17 protein-coding genes are annotated in these 21037 nt (G+C 56.2%); 10 read left to right on the forward strand and 7 right to left on the reverse strand.

The features are described from left to right. Positions 1-90 precede the first annotated feature (90 nt). The 4 genes from WJU22_RS07090 to WJU22_RS07105 all read right to left on the reverse strand — a co-directional run bounded on the left by WJU22_RS07090 (position 91) and on the right by WJU22_RS07105 (position 3150). On the reverse strand, positions 91-594 hold the full coding sequence (locus WJU22_RS07090) for a hypothetical protein (protein WP_341842547.1): 504 nt from the start codon (positions 592-594) through the stop codon (positions 91-93). Positions 595-720: 126 nt separating this feature from the next. Then, positions 721-1512, reverse strand: a complete 792-nt coding sequence (locus WJU22_RS07095) for a hypothetical protein (RefSeq protein WP_341842548.1) — start codon at positions 1510-1512, stop codon at positions 721-723. 129 nt (positions 1513-1641) lie between these two features. After that, positions 1642-2274 carry a response regulator transcription factor gene (locus WJU22_RS07100; RefSeq protein ID WP_341842549.1) on the reverse strand — a complete coding sequence of 211 codons (633 nt, stop codon included), beginning with the start codon at positions 2272-2274 and terminating at the stop codon, positions 1642-1644. A gap of 69 nt (positions 2275-2343) precedes the next feature. Beyond that, positions 2344-3150 carry a sensor histidine kinase gene (locus tag WJU22_RS07105; RefSeq protein ID WP_341842550.1) on the reverse strand — a complete coding sequence of 269 codons (807 nt, stop codon included), beginning with the start codon at positions 3148-3150 and terminating at the stop codon, positions 2344-2346. A 418-nt stretch (positions 3151-3568) separates the two neighbouring features. Here WJU22_RS07105 and WJU22_RS07110 point away from each other — a divergent pair, with 418 nt between their 5' ends. Then, complete coding sequence (locus WJU22_RS07110; RefSeq protein WP_341842551.1) at positions 3569-4780, forward strand: PepSY-associated TM helix domain-containing protein; 1212 nt, start codon at positions 3569-3571, stop codon at positions 4778-4780. A 61-nt stretch (positions 4781-4841) separates the two neighbouring features. Here WJU22_RS07110 and WJU22_RS07115 read toward each other — a convergent pair whose 3' ends face one another. Further along, a complete protein-coding gene (locus tag WJU22_RS07115; RefSeq protein WP_341842552.1) occupies positions 4842-5180 on the reverse strand; it encodes a hypothetical protein in 339 nt (112 codons plus the stop codon). An 88-nt stretch (positions 5181-5268) separates the two neighbouring features. Here WJU22_RS07115 and WJU22_RS07120 point away from each other — a divergent pair, with 88 nt between their 5' ends. From WJU22_RS07120 to WJU22_RS07135, 4 genes are all read left to right on the forward strand, one after another. Continuing rightward, the gene (locus WJU22_RS07120) at positions 5269-5856 is read left to right on the forward strand and encodes a sigma-70 family RNA polymerase sigma factor (protein WP_341842553.1); all 588 of its coding nucleotides are present in this window, start codon (positions 5269-5271) and stop codon (positions 5854-5856) included. 150 nt (positions 5857-6006) lie between these two features. Further along, the gene (locus WJU22_RS07125) at positions 6007-6804 is read left to right on the forward strand and encodes a FecR family protein (protein WP_341842554.1); all 798 of its coding nucleotides are present in this window, start codon (positions 6007-6009) and stop codon (positions 6802-6804) included. 119 nt (positions 6805-6923) lie between these two features. Next, positions 6924-10436: a TonB-dependent receptor gene (locus WJU22_RS07130; RefSeq protein ID WP_341842555.1), complete on the forward strand. Its 3513-nt coding sequence runs from the start codon at positions 6924-6926 to the stop codon at positions 10434-10436. 18 nt (positions 10437-10454) lie between these two features. After that, on the forward strand, positions 10455-11987 hold the full coding sequence (locus tag WJU22_RS07135) for a RagB/SusD family nutrient uptake outer membrane protein (protein ID WP_341842556.1): 1533 nt from the start codon (positions 10455-10457) through the stop codon (positions 11985-11987). 649 nt (positions 11988-12636) lie between these two features. On the opposite strand, the gene WJU22_RS07140 is transcribed toward WJU22_RS07135, so the two are convergent. Beyond that, positions 12637-12993, reverse strand: coding sequence for a hypothetical protein (locus WJU22_RS07140; protein ID WP_341842557.1), 357 nt, complete (start codon positions 12991-12993; stop codon positions 12637-12639). Between the two features lie 7 nt (positions 12994-13000). Between WJU22_RS07140 and WJU22_RS07145 the strand changes: the two genes are divergently transcribed. The 5 genes from WJU22_RS07145 to WJU22_RS07165 all read left to right on the forward strand — a co-directional run bounded on the left by WJU22_RS07145 (position 13001) and on the right by WJU22_RS07165 (position 20109). Next, complete coding sequence (locus WJU22_RS07145) at positions 13001-13321, forward strand: hypothetical protein (RefSeq protein WP_341842558.1); 321 nt, start codon at positions 13001-13003, stop codon at positions 13319-13321. Positions 13322-13575: 254 nt separating this feature from the next. Beyond that, positions 13576-16275: a DUF1553 domain-containing protein gene (locus WJU22_RS07150; RefSeq protein WP_341842559.1), complete on the forward strand. Its 2700-nt coding sequence runs from the start codon at positions 13576-13578 to the stop codon at positions 16273-16275. A gap of 5 nt (positions 16276-16280) precedes the next feature. Next, positions 16281-17768 carry a DUF1501 domain-containing protein gene (locus WJU22_RS07155; RefSeq protein ID WP_341842560.1) on the forward strand — a complete coding sequence of 496 codons (1488 nt, stop codon included), beginning with the start codon at positions 16281-16283 and terminating at the stop codon, positions 17766-17768. 5 nt (positions 17769-17773) lie between these two features. Continuing rightward, positions 17774-18703 carry a sugar phosphate isomerase/epimerase family protein gene (locus WJU22_RS07160; RefSeq protein ID WP_341842561.1) on the forward strand — a complete coding sequence of 310 codons (930 nt, stop codon included), beginning with the start codon at positions 17774-17776 and terminating at the stop codon, positions 18701-18703. Continuing rightward, positions 18700-20109, forward strand: a complete 1410-nt coding sequence (locus WJU22_RS07165; protein ID WP_341842562.1) for a c-type cytochrome domain-containing protein — start codon at positions 18700-18702, stop codon at positions 20107-20109. The genes WJU22_RS07160 and WJU22_RS07165 overlap by 4 nt, the downstream gene beginning before the upstream one ends. On the opposite strand, the gene WJU22_RS07170 is transcribed toward WJU22_RS07165, so the two are convergent. Then, a complete protein-coding gene (locus WJU22_RS07170; RefSeq protein WP_341842563.1) occupies positions 20110-21009 on the reverse strand; it encodes a helix-turn-helix transcriptional regulator in 900 nt (299 codons plus the stop codon). Positions 21010-21037 lie beyond the last annotated feature (28 nt).

A 21037-nucleotide genomic window follows, 5' to 3' on the forward strand; every position in this document is an offset into this window, starting at 1 on the left:
AACGAAGGGCAAAGATACAATAACTAAAAACGAAAAAGCGGAGCAAATTTTGCCCCGCTTTTTCCGGTTATTCCTATCGCAGTCAGGCAATTACTGCCTGCTGAATGAATAAACTATATAAGCTGTTTTTCCGTCATGTGTTACCGGCGCCCGCCATACCATGCTGCTCCCGTCTGCCTGCGCAAGCTCCACCCGATAACCGTCAAGCACGTTTTTCGCCTTCTCGCCGGTCATTACTTCCTTGAACTGCAACATAATGGAACCACCCTGGTTGATGGTGCTCCAAACGATGTTCTGCGTGCCCGGCGCACAGCCGGTGGCGGAACTGTTTACGGTATATGAGCCCTTACTGTTGGAAGGCAACACCCACCTGCTGCCCTTCAGGCAATCGGGCGGGATATTGGAAAATACGGAGGAAATTTTCGCATCGGAAGGAAGGCCTTCATAGGTGATGCTGTTGAGGGACCAGCTGCCGGTGGCCGCCTTGCGCAAGCCGCCAGCGGTTACCGTTGTGCCTTTTTGCGACGCACAGGCGCTGAACAGCAGCGTGGCCGCTCCTAAAACCGTGAAAAGGCGGGTCAATTGCTTTGTCATTGTTGGGATGTTTTTGTTGCTATGCTAACAAATTTCCGGCCAAAAGTGTTGAAAGGTAAAAGGGCACACGGTACGTGTGCCCTTGGGGGAACAATGAATGTTTGAGGGGGGAATTCGTTCAGGCGTTCACCTGTTATAAGCGTATGTAATTGTTGTTCTGTTGATTACATGGCCGTCCGGGTTTTTGGACAGCACGGCTTTTTCCACCGGGTAACCCGCTTCGTTGAACCGGTAACTGTACTCCGTCGTCCATTCTTCGAAGCCTTGCCCATCGTACCAATGCTCTTTCGTACACAAACGGGGTGCTGTCTGCGTACCTGGCACCTGCCGCTTTACCGCCAGCTGTTCTACAGGGTCCGGATGATCGAGGTAACCGGTGTATTCCACATAATGGACTTTATGGAAAGTGCCGCTATGGTTATCGTCGGAAAAGAATTCCCTTTTCGCCAGGTTCCCCTGCGCATCGTACGTCAGCACGCGCCGGGCATTGGCCTTCCATCCCCCGTTCACCTTTTCGAATCCCGTTTCCTGTACCAGCCGGCCGCTTTCGTACTGGTACTCCCAGTAATACTGCATCCCGTCCGCCACCGTATGCACTTCCATCTTCGCCAGGCGGCCGTTGGCATAGAAATAACGCGTTTCTTCCCCGCCGACCGACATTTTTTCCGGCATCCCGTCTTTATAACTGAACGTCATGTATGCCGAATCGGCGGTGGTAAATCCGGCGAAATACACCTGCTTGCTGAGCTGGCCGTTCTGCGTATACTCGTACCGGTTTACTTTATTGGCACCTTCGGTGGTGCGCATGAGCAGGTGGGCAGGCGTGTGCTGCCCGCGTTGGGGCCGGTCTTTCCGGCACGCCGCTGCGGCGAAAATCATGGCTGCCGCAAGCACAGTGTATTTGAAATATGTTGTCATGATGGGGTTAAATGGCGCTGGTTAATTTCCGTTTTCAGCTTTCACGATGCAAAATTGAAAAACGATTCCCCTTCCCGCAACCACATAAGGATGTGATTCGGGCGTCATGACATGTTGGCGATATGTGGATTACACGAGTTTGTCGCGGAAAGCCTTGGCTACGGCCTCCGACTTGGAGTTTACATGCAGTTTTTCATAGATTTTCTTGATATGGGAACGCACGGTGTCGATCGAAATGAAAATTTCCGACGCGATCATTTTGTAACTGTACCCGTTTACGAGCAGCTGGAGCACTTCCTTTTCCCGCTCGGAAAGGTTGTACATCTCGTTGCGGTCGGAAGGCTGGCGGGCAAACAGGTGCAGCACCTGCCGCGCGATGCTCGACGTCATGGGCGCGCCGCCGTCGTACACGTCCTGGATATATTCGAGGAGCTTGTCTGGCGGGGTCTTTTTCAGGAGATACCCGTCTGCGCCTGCTTTGATGGCCTCGAATACGTGCTGGTTGTCGTCGAACACGGTAAGCATGAGGATGGGCATTTGGGGGAAACGGGAGCGGACGATGCGCAGGCCTTCGATGCCGTTGACGCCGGGCATGTCGATGTCCATTAACAGTACGTCAGGGAGCAGATCGTCCATCTGCTGCAGGATGTTGTCGCAATTACGGAATGCGCCGCATACTACAAAATTTTGTGCTCCGTCGATCAGTAATGTCAGGTTCTCTCGCAATTTGGTGTTATCCTCGTATAACACGATTCGGATCATATCCAGGGTTTGGGTAGTTGATAACTGAAGTAAAGGTAACGATCGGCGGGTTAAGCGCCAATCACATGCTTATGTGGTAGGGAACATGAGCGTCACCACGGTGCCTTTGCCCATCTGGCTTTGGATGCTGAACTGCCCGTTCATCCGGTAGGCGCGGCGCTGCATGTTCATGAGCCCGTCCCCGTCTCCGGCTTCCTTCACATCGAACCCCACGCCGTTATCCTGCACCCGCAGTACCAGCTGGCCTTTCCGGAGCTGGATGCGGACGTCGGCGAAGGTGCATTGCGCGTATTTGGCGATGTTGGTGATGGATTCCTTGTAGATCATGAAGAAGTCGTGCCGGTTTTCCAGCCGGAGCTTCCGGTTGTAAATCTTTTCGTCGATGTGGAAGGAAAACCCGATCCCCCGGGCTTCCAGCACGCCGGTGGTGAATTCCCGCATCCGGGCGATGACGCGCGGCGTGCTGTCGTTATGCGGATTGATGCTCCAGACGATGTCGTCCATGCTTTCCATCATGCGGGTGGTGCTGTCGCCGATCTTGGCGAGGAAGTCCCGCGTTTTCTCCAGTTCCCCACGGCCGGCGCTCTTCTGGGCCATGGCGCTCATGATGTTGATGGAGGTGAGGGTACTGCCCATATCGTCGTGCAGGTCACGGGCGATGCGGCTCCTCACTTTTTCGGTAGCCAGGATGTGATTGACGCGCAGGCGGTGGATGGCGTACACCACGGCCGCGAGCGCCAGTGCAAGGGCGGCGTAAAACCATCCGCCGGGCAAGGCGGCAGCAACGGGAGCAGGCTGGTGCGCATGCGCCGGCAACTGGAGCAAAATAGCCGGAACGGTGGCCGGCAGGAGGCGAATATGATGGGGCGTTCGCATAGTTTGGGGGAAAATCAAGCAAAAATAACCGCTTTATACTATGATTTGTACGTTCCGTCTGCCGAAACCGCCATTTCACATGTTTATGTGGCGGAGGTTATTGTTAAGCTGTTTACCTTTGCCATTACGAGAAACGATGCAATGCACAACCCCATGTACTGACTCCGGAACCTGAGAATCTTTCAGTTACATCGCGGATGCCCCTTTCCGACCGCAATATGTGGAAGGGATTGTTATGCAACTGCATTTACATTATAAAAACGCCTTATAGGAATATGCTGCTAATATAACGGGCGCAAGCTTCTGCTTGTGCCTTTTTTATTTCCCGAAAAATTCCCGATTTGAAAAACCTTTCCCGCTACGATTCCCGTCCTTTGCGGGAATCCGGCATGCCGGCACTGATAAAGAAGCACATTTTATGAAGATTTTTTTCCGGAATATCCACCTTTACCTCAGCCTGGCCGCGGGCCTCGTCATCATGGTCACCTGTTTTACCGGGGCCGTGCTCGTTTTCGAAGAAGAGCTCAATCATACTTTTTCAAAAGAAAGATATTACGTTGACCCTCAGGGCGAAAGACTACCACTGGCCCAGCTGGTCAGCAACCTGAACGAAAAGGTGCCTGGCGCGAAAGTGAGCGCATTCAGGATTTACAACGATCCTGCGCGGAGCGTGGAACTGACTTTCTCGCCGGCTGAAAAGAAAGGCGAAAAGAAAGAAGGCGCCGGCGAAAAGAAGAAAGACGCCAAACCAGCGGCCGGTCGGCCGGGTGGTGGCGGAGGCGGTGGAAAGAAAGCTTTCATGAACCCGTACACCGGCGAAGTGATCGAAGTATACGTGTACCAGGATACGTTTTTCTATACCATGTTCGCGCTGCACCGCTGGATGCTGGGCGGCGCCGTGGGCAAGATGATCGTGGGCGTTTGCACCCTGGTTTTCCTGTTCATTATTCTGACGGGGATCATCCTGTGGTGGCCCAAAACGCGGAATATTCTCAAGCAGCGGCTGAAAGTGAAGTGGGACGCGGGCTGGAAGCGCCTGAACCATGATCTGCACATCGTTCTGGGCTTCTACGCGGCCATCTTCCTGTTCATTTTTGCATTTACGGGGCTGGCCTGGTCGTTCGAATGGTTCAACGACGGGATCTATAAAGTGACGAACTCTTCACCCAAAGGCACGCCCCCGCCCGTATCGAACTATGTTGCGGAAGCGAAGCCCGTTGCCTTCGATGTGGTGTATCAAAAGGCCAAAACCACTGTGCCGGATGCGCATTTCTACAACATCGCCAAACCGAAAGACTCCGCCGCCGCGTACAGCGTCAGCATGATCACACCACGATCGGCGCACGAATCCGCATCGGATAACCTGTTCATCGACCAGTATTCAGGAGAGGTTTTGCAGTTGCAGGCTTTCGGGGACAGAAACCTGGGACAGCGGGTACGCAGCACCTTCAAACCGGTGCATATCGCTTCCATCTGGGGCACGCCGTCCAAAATCATCGGGCTCATCGTTTGCCTGTTGGGCGTCACCTTCCCCATCACCGGCATCATCATGTGGATCAATCGTTTGCGCAAACAAAAGAAAACAGGGAAATCGAAAGCCCGGTCGCCGCAGGAAGCGGCTGCCGCATAAGGCGAAATTCATGATAGGGGAAAGCAGTGCCACGGCGCTGCTTTTTCTTTTTCATCCAACCTCAATCGCCACCGCCGCCATCTCCTCCACCGTCGCCACCGCTATCTCCGCCGCTATCTCCGCCACTATCCCCCCAGTCGCCGCTGGCGCCGCCACCACCACCATCGCCACCGCCATAACCGCCGAAGGAATCGGATGCGGAATTGTTATCGCCCGTGGCGGAATCGGAATAGCTCCAGGGGGAGGATGACGTGTAATCGCTGTTGCCATTGCCTTTCAGCCGTTTCCGGAACAGGAAGAAGAGGAGCGTCGCCAGGCCGAAAGCCGCGAGTGGCCAGAAAAACAGGAGCGTTTCCAGGGAAACGAGCAGGACCGCGGGATAAATTTGCAAGCTGAACATCGGTATGTTAATTTAAAGGGCGTTTCGGACGGAAATGCTATTTTAGGGAAATTACCATTTAATTAACCGAAAGTATCCAATTTTGCGCATGTCGGATACCTATGACCACGACGAAGAACTGAACTCGCACTGGGACGCCGTTCTACTCGGCGACGCCGCGGCATATGCGCAGGTGCATGCCCGGCTCTATCCCCTGCTGTTCCGGTATGGACTGGCCATCCTCGGCGACGGGGACCTGGCCGAAGACGCCGTGCAGGAAGTTTTCATCCGCATCTGGGCCAAAAAGTCCACCATCGGCCCCACCCGCAATCTTCGCGCGTTTTTCTTCGCCTCCCTGCGCCGCCATTGCCTCAACCAGCTGCGCAGCCTCAAAACCCTGCAAGTCCTCACCGCTCCCGACCCCGACATCGAATTTTCTCCCGAAGACATTATTATATCCGAAGAATCTGCCGCCGCCCGGCGCAACACCATCGCGCAATACCTCAATCAGCTGCCCCGCCGCCAGAAGGAAGCCCTTTACCTGCGATTCTACGAATCCCTTTCGTACGACGAGATCGCGGCCATCATGAAGGTAAATTACCAATCGGTCGTGAACCTCGTCCACAAAGCCATTGCGCAACTCCGGAAATGGATGGGCCAATTGCCGCTGTGGTGGCTGGTTTGGCAGATTTTTTAAAAATATTTCCCAAAAAAGGAGTATCCCCGGCGCATTTTCGTGTCTTTCTATAAAACACGTTATGGAAGATCCTTCCTTACCGCAAGACCCAGATAAAGCCCCGTTCCGGTTCCGCCGGCGGGAGGTGCCCGCGTCGCAGGTCGGCCGCAGTTGGGAACGGATCGCTCCCGAACTGGAAAAAGACCGCATCACAAGCCCCGCCGCACGCTTCGCCTCCTGGCAGCCGCAGTGCTCGTGCCGGCCATCGCCTGGGGAGGATATATGCTCTATTGTAACCTGCTATTCGACAATATGCGCGAATATCACACCCAATACGGCGAAATGAAACAGGTGATGCTGCCCGACAGTTCCACCGTTTTCCTCAACGCCAATTCCACCCTCCGCATACCCGCCGAATGGAAAAGCGCCGAAAGCCGCAGCGTGTGGCTCGACGGGGAAGCGTATTTCGAGATCACCAAACATCCCGGCGCCGCCGATGCCCGGTTTATCGTCCACACCCCGGAGATCGACGTGGAAGTGCTCGGCACCAAGTTCAACGTAAATATGCTGGAAGCCCGCACCACCGTATCGCTCAAAGAAGGGAAGGTACAGCTCACCGCCAAATCCGACATCAGCGAAGGCCCCAAAGTGATCATGATGAAACCCGGAGACGAAGTGCAGGTCGACCACGAAAAATCCCGCCTCCGGGAAGCCGTGAATACCGACCAGATCGCAGACTGGCGCAACCACCGCTATCATTTCGAAAATACATCCATGCAGGAGATCGCCGCTATCATCCGCACCAAATATGGCTATGAAGTAACGCTCAGTCCCGCAGCGGCGAAGCGTACCATCAGCGGCGACCTGTATGCCCGGAATATCGAACAATTGTCTAATGCCCTGGCGCTCACCATGAATCTATCCATCGAGCACGCGAATCATAAGATCAGTATTTCAACCAAAGACTAGTTTTTTAAGATATCAGTAAACGTAACAGCTTCTGCAGAAGTAACGGTTTGCCATGCGCAGGCCGGATGGGAAATTACTGTCAACCAAAATTGTTTCACCCATTTTAAAATTCCAACGATATGCAAGCGAACAATTTGTTGCGGACCACTTTGCTGGCAGCTGCCTTCGCGGCCGGTTCCACCCTGGCGTTTGCCGGCGGGCAGGACCTGGCTGCGAACAGCGGCGCTCCGCATCATGTGCGGCCGGGAGGCAATGCTTCCAGGCAGCAGAAAACGCTCGAACAGCTGCTGAAGGAGATCCACAAAACATACAAAGTAGACCTGCTGTACGAATCCCGTAAACTGCCCAAAGTCAAAGTAAATTTCAAACCTTCCGATTTCGACGATGTGGAAGAAATGCTCCGGGCATTGTTGCATCCACATGGTTTGCAGGCGCAGTCTGTCCAGCCCAATACCTGGGCCATCGTGCCCCTGGGCGAGAAATCCCCCCGCCCGAAGATGGAAACGCCCATCCACCCGCAACCCGCCAATTCCGGGCCCGCCTCACAACCGATCATGCGGGTGAACGGCGCCAGTACGGCGGGTTTCGCGGGGACCGTGACCGACACCGTGCGCAGGGTACGCATCCAGGGTAAGATCAGCGACGGGGAAAACGGATCGCCGCTGCCCGGCGTATCCATCCAGGTGAAAGGCGAAACTCGCGGCGCCACTACCGACGGCGATGGGCGCTTTGCCCTGGATGTTACGCCCGGCAATGTGCTCCACGTCACCCTCCTCGGTTACGAAAGCAAGGAAATCACCGTCGGCAACAGCCGCAACTTCGACCTCACGCTCGACGTGAGCAACCGCGCCCTCAACGAGATCGTGGTGGTAGGTTATGGTTCGCAACGCAAAAGCCTTGTGACCGGCGCTATCTCTTCCATCAAAGCGGCAGACATCGCTACGGTGTCGGCTACACGGGTGGAACAGGCGCTGCAGGGGCGGACTTCGGGCGTTACCGTACTGCCCGTGTCCGGTTCTCCGGGTAGCGGGATGCGCGTCCGCATCCGCGGTACGGGCTCCAACGGTTCCTCCGAGCCGCTGTACATCATCGACGGGATGCGCGCCGGCGGCATGGAATACCTGGATCCCTCCGAGATCGCTTCCATCGAAGTGCTGAAAGATGCCGCTTCGGCCGCGATTTACGGTGCCGAAGGCGCCAACGGCGTGGTGATCATCACCACCAAAACCGGCAGGAAAGATATGCCGCCCCGTATCGATTTCAGTATGCAATACGGCCGGCAGTCGCTCAAGAACAACATGCCCATGATGAACGCCGAGCAGTACAGCCAATACCTCACAGACGCGGAAACGCCCGGCGATATTCCCAACCCGGCCGATTGGAAAGGCAAAAAAGGGACGGACTGGTTTGACGAGATCAGCCAGAACGCGCCCATGCAGCGGTACACGCTCAACTTCAGCGGCGGCAGCGAAAAATCGTCGTACCTCCTCGGCGGCACCATGTACCGGCAAGACGGCCCCATCGGCGGCGCCAAAGCCCGCTTCGACCGGTATACCGTCCGCCTCAACTCCGATCACCAGATCAAGCCCTGGCTGACGATCGGCAACCGGCTGTCTTACGCCTATCATAAAAGGAACGGGGTGACGGAAGATTCCGAATTCGGTTCCGTTATTAATAATTCCATTTTGCTCGACCCGCTGTTTCCCGTGGCGTACGACGGGCAAATTTCGCCGCGTGCCCAACAGGCGCTGGACGAAGGGTACACGCTTGTCAAAGACCCCCGCGGCCGCTACTACGGCGTGTCTGACTACGTGTTCGGCGAAGCCGGCAACCCGGTGGCGCTCATCGATGTTACCCATAACACCACCACGCAGCATAAAGTAGTGGGCAATATTTACGGGGAACTGGCACCGGTGAAAGGACTGAAAATTACTTCAAGGTTCGGGCTGGATGCGGCTTTCCAGCGCCAGCACGCCTGGACGCCCACTTTCTGGTGGAACGCCAACCGCCTCAATACCACGCCCGGTACCGTCGATAACAATCAGAACTGGTACAATTGGCAGTGGGAAAACTTCGCCACCTACAACCGCGCTTTCGGTAAGCACGACCTGACGATCATGGCCGGTATGAGCGCCCTCCGCCGGAATTACGACCGGTTGAACGGCACGGCTTCCGGTATGTTCCGCGAAGATCCGCTGTTCAGTTATCCCGATTATATCCCTGACGGGCAAGACCGTATCGCCGGTATCCAGACGAGCACATCGCTGGTGTCTTACTACGGCCGGCTGCAATACGATTACAAAAGCAAATATCTCTTCAACGCTACCATCCGCCGCGACGGATCTTCGCTGCTGCCGCCGGCCAATACCTGGGGCACGTTCCCGTCGGTTTCTGCGGGATGGGTGGCTTCCAACGAAGATTTCTTCCCGAAAAGTAATGTGCTCAATTACATGAAACTTCGCGCCAGCTGGGGCCAGAACGGTAGCATCGCCAACATCGGCATCGGCGACTGGAACGCGCTCATCACCACCCAGGGCATCGCCTATCCGGATGTGGACGGTGTATTCCATGTAGGCGCAGAGCCCGCAGGCCTGGAGAACCCGTTCCTCAAATGGGAAGCCAGCGAGCAGCTCGATTTCGGCGCCGACTTCGGTTTGCTGGACAGTCGCCTCAGCTTCGTGGTCGACTATTACCGCAAAGTGACGAAAGGGCTGCTCACGCCCGGCAAAGTCCCCAACTTCCTCGGCAACGTGCTCCACATTGTGAATGGCGGCGACGTCAGGAACCGTGGATGGGAATTCGAAGTCGCCTATCGCAACGACAATAAAAACGCGCTCAAATTCGAGATCGCCGCCAACCTGACCACGATCGACAATGAAGTGCTGCGCCTCAACGAATTTACCGACCGCATCCCCGGAACTACCGTGGGCACGGGCTGGACGGCTTCCTGGTTCGAAAAAGGCATGCCCATCTGGTACTTCCGCGGATACAAAACCGACGGCATTTTCCAGACCCAGCGCGAGATTGACGCCTGGAAAGCGCAATATGCTACCGACGAAGTGATCCGCCCCGGCGATCCGCGGCCGGTAGACGTGAACGGCGACAAATCGATTTCCGTGGGCGATTATGATTTCATTGGTAGTCCGCACCCCGATTTCGTGTACGGCGGCCGCGTGAGCCTCAATTATAAAGGCATCGATTTCCTGGTGCTCGTGCAGGGGCAATCCGGGAACGATGTGCTGATGGGTTTTAACCGTACCGACCGGCCTACCGGCAACCGCCCGCTTTTCCTGTGGGAAGACCGCTGGACGGCCCAGAACGCGAATGCCCGGTGGTTTGGCGCCAACACCGCCAGCACTTTTGCCTATAACAGCGATTATATGGTGATGGACGGTTCGTACATGCGCATCCGTCAGTTACAAGTGGGGTATACATTCCCGCAGTCGCTCCTGAAACGTGCCCACATCAGCAACGCAAGGATTTATTGCTCGCTCGACAACTATTTCACTTTCACGAAATACAAGGGGCTCGACCCCGAGGCGGGCAGTAACGACAACAACAGCCTGGGTATCGATCGCGGGGTGTATCCCATTCCGCGGGTAGCCATGTTCGGCCTTTCATTCTCCTTTTAACCTGCAAACAATCCAGTCATGAAACCAAATCAAAAACGAAATACGATCATTCTCGGCGCGGCGCTGTTGTTGGGAGCGGGTTGCGGGAAAGGGTTCCTCGAACAGGACATTCCCGGCCGGATGCCGCTGGAAGGATATTATAAAACCGACGCCGATGCCCGCACCGCCACGTTTGCAGCGTACGACATGCTGCAGGCGGAATACAACTGGGGATGGGGAAGCCCGCTGCTGTTGAAAACGCTGCCATCGGACGAAAGTAACGCCGGCGGGAACGGCCCGGGCGACCAGCCGCATTACCAGGCGTTGGACAATTTCACGCACGACGCGCAGGGTGAGAGCATTTTATGGGTGTGGCGGATGAATTACTTCGGCATTTACCGGGCCAACCAGGTGATCAACCGCGTGGCCGGCACATCGGATCTGCAAAAGCGGTATATCGCCGAAAGCAAGGTGTTGCGCGCATACTATTATTCGGAGTTGACGGCTTTGTGGGGCGATGTGCCACTGGTGCTCAAAGACCTCGAGCCTTCCGAATACACGCAAACGAAGCGGATTGCCCGGGCTGAAGTGTACGCCCAGATCGAAAAAGACCTGCAGGAAGCGATCCCTGTACTTTCCGTCAGAAGCGGATTGCCGGCGAGTGAAAGGTTCCGCGTGACGAAGGGGACGGCGCAGTCGCTGCTCGGGAAAGTGTATCTCTATCAGAAGAAATGGGCGCTGGCGGCGGAGCAGTTCAATAACGTGATCAATTCCGGCGAATATGACCTGGAGCCTTCCGTGGCGATGGCTTTCTCCCAAAAGGGCGAGTTCGGTATCGAAAGTGTTTTCGAAGTGCCGTTCACCGACCAGAAGCGGTATACCTGGGATAATTTTCCGTGGGACCGGTTCCGGGAGATCGAAAGCAATATCCACATCAAGCTCATGGGCCCCCGCGAAGAACATTATACCCGCATGACCGGTGATTCGCTCGACGGTGGATGGGGGTTCAATGTGGGCAAGAAGAAGTTGTACGACGCATTCGTGGCCGCGGGAGACGTGGTGCGGAGGAAGCAGACGATGTTTTCGGTGGCCGAGCTGACAGCCGGCGGCGGGAAATTCGCGGACCCGACGGTGTGGGATTTCGAAGGATACATCCAGCGGAAATACGGTTCCTTTTCGACCGTTACCACCAACCCCGACGACGGGACGCCGGATTTGAACTATGGTACCAATTCCAGGTTGATCCGGTATGCGGATGTGTTGCTCATGGCGGCGGAGGCGTATTACCGGGCGGGGAACGAGGGGCGTTCGCGGACGGAGTTGAACAAGGTGCGGAAGCGCGCCAAGCTGGCAGATGTAACTGCGGCGGGCAATGCGCTGTTCGACGCCATTGTTCGGGAGCGGCAGCTGGAACTGGCTTTCGAGGGGTTCCGGTACCTGGACCTGGTGCGCTGGGGCCGGGCGGAAGCGGAATTGGGGCCTTTGGGGTATAAACCCAATAAGCACGAGTTATTGCCGGTGCCGGATGAAGACGTGCGGATAGGGCACCTGGAGCAAAACAAGGGATATTAAGCGAACGTGATCGATTCAATGATATTTTTTTAGATGTAAACAATGGAAAAGGGCTGCCTGTCGAGGCAGCCCTTCTTAATATATAGGTGTTACAGGAATGGATGGGTGGAGGTTTGGATACTACTTGAATTAGTAATACGATTGATGGATTTAAACACAGCGGCGTTCAGTCGTGGTGGGGAAGGGTGGGTTGGGGTTTGATTGGATTTAACAAAGTGGGCGTCGAGCAGTGAAAGGAAATGATGGGTTGGGGTTTGACCCGGGTATTGATGGGTATTAACCAGCGGCGTTCAGCAGTGAAAGGGAATGATCGGTTGGGGGTTGTGGGTATTGATGGGTTATAACTTAGTGGCGTCGAGCAATGGCAGGAAAGGATGGGTTGGGGAGTTGATGTGGGTATTGATGGGTTTTAACATAGTGGCGTCCAGCAGTGACTGGAAAGTATGGGTTGGGGATTGATGTGGGTCTACTTAATTCAGTAATACGGTTGATGGGTTTTGACACAGCAGCTTTCAGCCCTGGGTTCGTAGCGGATTTCAACCGATTGGGTGTGAAGTGCGAAGTTTTTGGAATGACACCTTTTGAATTGAAAGGGCTGCTTTTGAGGGCAGCCCTTTCAATAGGGGTGTCACAGGGCGGAGATGGTTGGTTATATGTTGTGAGCGAGGCTCAGGCGATGTGTAATGTCTGGCTCTTCCATCCGGCTTTGGAGGAGGAGGGATTCGAGTGCTTCCGTCCGCAGGATGTTATCGGCATTGAAGGCGAACGTATTAGTGGTGAGGGGTTCCAGCATATTGCCTTCGCCTGTCAGTAACCAGCGGATGTTCAGGTCTGCGAAACGGTTGGCGATATCCGCGACGATGTCTACACTCGGTTTGGCACCTTCGGATCGAAACAGCCGCGCGATCTTCTCACAGCTTTTATATTCCAGGATCCGGGTAAACGCGGAGGTGCTCAGCTGCTTGTGCTGAATGAAATTTTTCAGTCTGCTTGCGATAGATTCCATAAGATGTATGAGTTACGAGAAGATAGACAGGGAAAACTGTCTAAAGGGTGAAATTTCAAAGCGAAATATTTTTTTCCACGCTTCACCCCTGACACCCCGATTTTCACTCTATTTAAATACAACTGCCGTGGTTGGTGGTCAGCACGCCGATTTTTCAGTGTTGCCTGGCCTCACCCCCGGTAAGCCGATTCGCCGGCCTTTCAACGTCCATGTCCCCAAGTGCCAAAGACGCGCATTGCGCGCCCCGGCTGCGGGTTACAGGAAACCGAAATACCCGGCCGAGGACAAACAGATGAACGGTCCCGTTGTCCGTATCGGCCTCAAATAAGTCTCATGTCTAATGTATGCATATACCGGAGGGTGAATTCTTTCACCCTTCTTTTTTTGCCGTTTGTCAAACCCGCTTGCTTCCCAATTTCCCTTTTTGTAGATTAGGGGTATTAAATACGCTTAATCTAAAGGATTTTAGCAAGGAGTTGTATGATATTAGCAGGCTTCCTGGTGCAGGAAGCAATTCAACGTTATAAATTGCAGCGTCTCGTTACAGTAATTCATCAATAAAATATTTCCACGGCCATTAACATGAAAATGACCATTCGTTCCAGTCGCTGGATTCCCGCCAGCCTGGCCCTCGTCCCCTTTACCGCCATGTGGCTCGGAGGATGTGGGTCCGGGAAGAAAGTGGATTACAGCACAGAAGTAAAGCCCATCCTAAACAAGCATTGCATCAGCTGCCACGGCGGCGTGAAGCAAAGCGGGGGATTCAGTGTGCTCTTCCGCGAAGAAGCCCTCGGCGTCACCAAAAGCGGCAAACCCGCCATCGTTCCCGGGGACGCCAGCGCCTCGGAATTCATCCGCCGCCTCCACACCAAAGACCCCAAAGAGCGCATGCCCCTCAAAGCCGCACCGCTCTCGAAGGACGAAATCGACATCCTCACCCGCTGGGTAGAACAGGGCGCCGAATGGGGCGAGCACTGGGCCTACGTTTCCCCCAAACCGCCCGCCGCCGGCGCCACCATCGATCAGTTCATCAACGATAAACTCGACGACGAAAACCTCGATCCCGCCCCGCAGGCAGACCCGCAAACCCTCCTGCGAAGGCTCTCCCTCGATATCACCGGCATCCCACCGTCCGAAGCCCGCACTGCCGCTTTCAGCAAAAGTTTCAGCGAAGAAACCTACGCTAAAATGGTTGACTCCCTGCTCGCTTCCCCGCAGTTCGGGGAAAAATGGGCGTCCATGTGGCTCGACCTCGCCCGGTACGCCGACACCAAAGGCTACGAAAAAGACTCCCGCCGCGATTTCTGGCGGTACCGCGACTGGGTGATCCAGGCGTTCAATAAAGACATGCCGTTCAACGAATTCACCGTTGACCAGCTCGCCGGAGACCTCCTTCCGAACCCCACGCAGGAACAATACATCGCCACGGCCTTCCATCGCAACACCATGAATAACGATGAAGGGGGCACGCAGGATGAAGAATTCCGCACCGCGGCCATCATCGACCGCGTCAACACCACCATGGAGGTTTGGCAGGGCACCACCATCGCCTGCGTGCAATGTCATGCCCACCCCTACGATCCGTTCCATTTCGAAGACTATTATAAATTAATGGCCTTCCTCAATAATACCCGCGACGAAGACACCCCGGGCGAATATCCCCGCCTCCGGTTCTACGACAGCCTGCAACGCACGGAAGTAGACGCCGTGTCCAAATGGGTGGCGCAATACGGGAACGCTTCGCAGGTGAAAGACACGGAAGATTTCCTCCGCGCGCTCGAACCGAAAGTGCACGCCCACGACGCCGACCAATTCATCAACGGCGAGCTCGCCGATACCAAATACATCAGTATCCGCAACGGCGGCAGCTGCCGGATGAAAAACGTTCCGCTCAACGAAGCCACCACGCTGCTGTTGCGCTACTGGTCGGGCGGAGGTCGCCTGGAGATCCGTTCCGACAGTCTGAAAGGCCCTGTGGTAGCCAATATCGAACTTCCGAAAGGGAATAGCGTGTTGCCGGTGGCGTTGAAGCCGCTCGCAGGCCGCCACGATCTCTTCTTCATCTTCCGCAACCCGGCGATAGACCCCATGCATTCTGTGGCCGGTGTGGAATGGATGGCTTTCCGCCACGATCTGCCCGGTAAAGGCCAGCCCGGATATAAGGAAATGGAAACGAAGTTCATGCAGCTCGTGAACGCATATCCCGACGGCCTGCCGATCATGGTCGAAAACACGCCCGAACTGTTCCGGCCGACTTACGTATTCGAGCGCGGCAACTGGCTCGTGCACGGCCCGCAGGTGCAGCCCGCCACGCCGGGATCGCTCAACCCCTTCCCCGAAGGCGCGCCGCGCAACCGGCTGGGCCTCGCGCAATGGATCACCGATCCGAAGAACCCCCTCACGAGCCGCGTGATGGTCAACCGCCTGTGGGAACAGCTTTTCGGCATCGGGCTCGTGGAAACGCTGGAAGATTTCGGGACGCAGGGCTTTGCCCCATCACACCCCGAGCTCCTCGATTACCTCGCTTATCAATTCGTTCATAAACATAAATGGAGCGTGAAATCCATGCTCCGCGAAATCGTGCTTTCCTCCGCTTACCGCCGCGATTCGAAAAGCAGTCCGGAACTCCAGGAGAAAGATCCCGCCAATCGCCTCCTCGCCCGCGGCCCCCGCTTCCGCCTTTCGGCAGAGCAGGTGCGCGACCAGGCACTGGCCGTGAGCGGATTGCTCAACCTCACCATGAGCGGCCCCGCGGTTATGCCCTTGCAGCCCGAAGGTGTGTGGATGACGGTTTACAGCGGCGACAGCTGGAAGACTTCCGAAAACGGGAACCAGCACCGCCGCGGCGTGTACACCTTCCTGCGGCGCACCAGCCCTTATCCTTCCGCTATTACGTTCGACGGCAGCAGCCGCGAGGTTTGCCTCCAGCGCCGCATCCGTACCAATACACCCCTGCAGGCGTTAACGACGCTCAACGATCCCGTGTTCCTGGAGGCGGCGCGCACGCTGGCGGAACGGATGGGGAAAGACGGCGGCAGCGATGCCAAAGCCTGCATCAAACGGGGATATCAACTGGCGATGAACAAAGACATCACCGACGCCAAAACGGCCGTGCTGGAAAAACTCTACCGCCAGGCGCTGGAGCAATACCAGAAAGATCCCGCCGCCGCGGACTCCCTGAACATGCGCCAATTCCCCGAAAAAGAAAAAGCACACCTGGCCGCCCTCACCATCGTGGCCAACGCATTATTGAACCTGGACGAGTTCCTGACCAAATCCTGATGATCATGGCAGAAAAAATCATACAAGAAGCCAACGACCGTGCCGCCCGGTTTTTCTCCCGCAGGCACTTCCTGCAAGACTGCGTGACCGGCCTCGGCGGCACCGCCCTCGCTTCGATGCTGGGCGGCTGCAACCTGTTCTCGGGCTCGTCTTCCGCTCCCACGCAAAGCCTCAACCCGCTGGAGCCCCGCGCGCCGCATTTCCCCGCACGCGCCAAAAGCGTGATTTACCTGCACATGGCCGGCGCGCCTTCGCAGCTGGAAATGTTCGATTACAAACCGGAGCTCGAGAAACTGCATAATCAATTATGTCCGCAATCCATCCTCGAAGGCAAAAAGTTCGCGTTCATCCGCGGCGTGCCGCGCATGCTGGGGCCGCAGGCGGTCTTCAAACAACACGGCGAAAGCCGCGCATGGGTGTCTGACTTCATGCCGCACCTCGCGGAGCGGGTAGACGATATGAGCTTTCTGAAAGCCGTGCAGACAGACCAGTTCAACCACGGGCCTGCCCAGCTGTTCATGCACACCGGCAGCGCGCGCCTCGGCAGGCCGAGCACCGGCGCCTGGGTAACCTGGGGGCTGGGTTCGGAAAACAGCAACCTCCCGGGATTCGTGGTACTGACGTCGGGCGGCAAAACGCCGGATGCAGGCAAAAGCGTCTGGGGAAGCGGGTTCCTGCCTTCCGTGTACCAGGGCGTGCAATGCCGTTCCAAAGGCGAACCTGTCCTGTATCTGTCCGACCCGGAAGGGATGAACCGTGACCTGCGGTACCAGGGCATCCAGGCCATCAACGAAGTAAACAGGCTGGAATATGAAACCTTCCAGGACCCGGAGATCCTGTCGCGCATTTCGCAATACGAACTGGCGTACAAAATGCAGATTTCCGTGCCGGGTGTAATGGACATCAAATCCGAACCGGAATATATACATGAACTGTACGGCACCGAACCGGGCAAGGAATCGTTCGCGAACAATTGCCTGCTGGCCCGGAAGCTCGTGGAAAAAGGCGTCCGTTTCGTACAGTTGTTCGACTGGGGATGGGATGCCCACGGTACCGACGAAAGCACGGCCGTGAATTTCGGCATGCGCAATAAATGCCGGGAGATCGACAAGCCCATCAGCGCGCTCCTGCTCGATCTGAAGCAGCGCGGCCTCCTCGATGAAACCCTCGTGGTTTGGGGCGGCGAATTCGGCCGCACGCCCATGCAGGAAAACCGCGAAGGCAAAGAAATGCCCTACATGGGCCGCGATCATCACGTGGAAGCGTTCACGATGTGGATGGCCGGCGCCGGCATCAAGCGCGGCGGCAGCTGGGGAGAAACCGACGAGATCGGGTTCAGCGCCGTGAAAGGACAGGTGTCCGTTCACGACATCCACGCCACCATATTGCAACAGCTCGGTTTCGATCACGAAAAAATGACATACCAGTTCCAGGGCAGGCCGTTCCGCCTCACAGACGTATTCGGTAACCCCATCAACGAAATTTTAGGATAATTCAAATGAAACAGAATATCAACCGGAGGAATTTTCTCCAGCGCACCGCAGCCCTGGGTGGCGGCGCCTTATTGTCGCAACTGCCGGCCGTGGCGGCCATGCCCGCCGCCAAAGCAGGTTTCAAACTGGTAGTGCTGGCTACGGACTGGGGTTTCCCCGGCAACCGCGACGCACTTTGTAAAAAAGCCAAGGAAGCAGGGTACGACGGGATCGAAGTCTGGTGGCCGGGATCGGTAGAAGCGCAGAACGAAATTTTTGACGCGGTGGAAAAGTACGGACTGGAAGTAGGGTTCCTGGCATCGGGCGGGAGCAATGAGTTCAACGCCCACGCCAAATCGTTCGAAGCCACGCTGCTGGCGGCTACCGGCAACAAACGGAAAAAACCGCTGTACGTGAACTGCCATTCCGGTAGGGATTATTATACGGAAGAACAGAACGGGAAACTGATCGACATCACGACGAAAGTCTCCAAATCCTCCGGCATCCCGATCTACCACGAAACGCACCGCGCCCGCATGATGTTTGCCGCGCACATCTGCCGCCGTTTCATCGAAACCAAACCCGACCTCCGCCTCACCCTCGATATTTCTCACTGGTGCAACGTGCACGAATCGTTCCTGGGCGACCAGGCCGAAACCGTGGCCCTCGCGCTGCAGCGCGTCGGGCATATCCACGCGCGCATCGGTCATCCGGAAGGCCCGCAGGTCAACGATCCCCGCGCGCCGGAATGGGAACACGCCGTGAAAGCGCATTTTGCCTGGTGGGATGAAGTGGCGAAAATGAAACGCGCCAAAGGCGAAGTGATGACCGTGCTCACGGAATTCGGCCCGGCAGATTACATGCCCACGCTTCCCTACACTCGCCAACCCCTGGCCGACCAATGGGGCATCAATGTTCACATGAAAGATCTTTTAAAAGCACGTTACGGCGCATGACGATTTTCCTGCAGGCCGGATGGGGACTGTTTATCGGCCGGTTCCATCCCTTACTTGTCCATTTGCCGATCGGTATTTTGATCGTGGCCTTCCTCCTCGAATGGCTGAGCCGTTTCCGGCAGCTGGCCGTGCTCGGCGCGGCGGTTTTGCCGACGATGGTATTTGGCGCCATATCCGCGGTGGCAGCTTGCGTGGCGGGTTATCTGCTGTCGCTGTCGGGCGGGTACGACGAAGCCGCGCTGAACCTCCATATGTGGATGGGCATCGCCGTGGCGGTGATTTCCATCCTGCTGTGCGTGTTCCGTAAATACAACCTGTTCCGCAAATCCTGGCTGCCGGTTTCCGCCGCCATGATCGTGGCGCTGTCTGTAGCCGGGCATTACGGCGGCAACCTCACCCATGGCGAAGACTATCTCACCGCAGCATGGCCCTTCGGAGGCAAGAAAGCCCCCGCTGCCGCGGCTTTCAAGAATATCGACGACGCCAAGGTATACGAACAGCTCGTTCAGCCCATCCTCGAAACCAAATGCTATTCCTGCCATAACGAACAAAAACTGAAAGGCGGCCTGCGGCTCGATGGCATGGTGAATATCCGCAAGGGCGGCGAAAACGGGCCGGTACTGAAAGACAGTATCCCCGAAATGAGCGAGCTCTACAAGCGCCTCGTCCTGCCCGAGTCTGACGATCACCGGATGCCGCCCAAAGGCAAACCGCAACTCACGCCGCAGGATCTTGAAATCCTTTACTGGTGGATATTACAGGGCGCGCCCGATTCCATCACCGTGAAAGATCTGCACAAAACCCCGCGCATCCAGCTCGTATTCGAAGGCATGAAACCCTCCGGCGACGGCCTCCATCCCTACATACCGCTTTCCCAAACCAGCAAACCCGGCGACCAGGCCGTGCAAGCCCTCGTGCAGACAGGCATGAAAGTGATGCCCGTAGCGGCGGATAACGGGTACGTAATGGTAACCGCCATCAACGCGGAAAAATTCGGTAACGCCGACGCGAAACTGCTGGAAGCGATCGGCAAGCAACTCGTCTGGCTGAACCTCGGCGGCACCGCCACGGGCGACAGCGCCCTGCAGATCATCGCCGGGCTGCCCGCGCTCACGCGGCTCCAGCTGGAGAATACGGGCGTTACGGACCAGGGGCTGCAATATCTTTCCACCGCCAAACAACTCAAATACCTCAATCTCAACAATACCAAGATTACCGACAAAGGCCTGGAGTTCCTGCAAAAACAGGCGAACCTCCGCGAGCTGTTCCTGTACGGAACGGGCGTTTCGGCGGCAGGCATCGAAAAGCTGCGCAAAGCCTTGCCAGACCTCGATGTAGATACCGGCGGCTACCGCATGCCAGTATTGGCGACGGATACCACGATCTGGAGAAAGAACCCCGCCTGATCAGGCGGTGCGGAAAGAGCGGGGCGTAACCTGCGTCTTTTTCTTGAAGAAATTATTGAAATGGGCCGGCTCCTGGAACCCAAGACTGTAGCCGATCTCAGACACATTCCAATCGGTGTGCCGCAGGAGCGCCTTCGCTTCCTGGAGCACCCGGTCGGCGATGTGGTCGGAGGTGGATTTGCCCGTGGCGTCTTTCAACGCCTTATTGAGATGGTTCACATGAATGCTCAGTTGCGTGGCGAAATCGAACGCCGTGCGCAGGTTCACCTGTTGCCGGGGAGACTCGATGGGAAACTGGCGCTCCAGTAAATCCGAGAATAAAGACGATATCCGCGACGCGGCGTTGGTTTGCGAAGCAGCTACCTGCGCAGGCTGTAGTTTCATGCCCATATGGATGAGCTCCATGGTGTAGTTGCGCAGGAGATCGTGCTTGAAAGCGTAGTCGGAATGCAGCTCTTCGATCATTTTTCGGAACAGGTCGATGACGGGCTGCACCTGCGCGTCGGGCAAGCAGATGAGCGGGTTGCCACCAGGGCGGAAGAGCGGGAAATCGGTCAGTTTCATGGAGGAATGGCCGTGGAAAAAGGCATCGTTGAAAATGCAGAAAAAGCCCGCCTGCGCTTCGCTGAGGTGCTCGCATTGGTAAGGCACCTGCGGATTGGCGAAAAACAGGCCGAACTGCTCCATGTCCAGGATCTTATCGGCGAAGAAATAGCGGTTGCGGCCGCTGACGAACGCCACTTTATAGAAATCTTTCCGGCTGTAAGGCAAAGTCGTTTCCGGCCCGATGTAGTCGGCGGAATTGAATACGTTGAAGTGTCCCAATTCCCGGTTCATCCCTTCCGGAACGGGAATTTGCTTGGCGCGGTAGAATTCTTCGAGCGACTGCAATCTTTCCATACCATAAAACTACTGAATACTTCGGTTC

It is taken from the genome of Chitinophaga caseinilytica (genome assembly GCF_038396765.1).
Classification (GTDB): domain Bacteria; phylum Bacteroidota; class Bacteroidia; order Chitinophagales; family Chitinophagaceae; genus Chitinophaga; species Chitinophaga caseinilytica.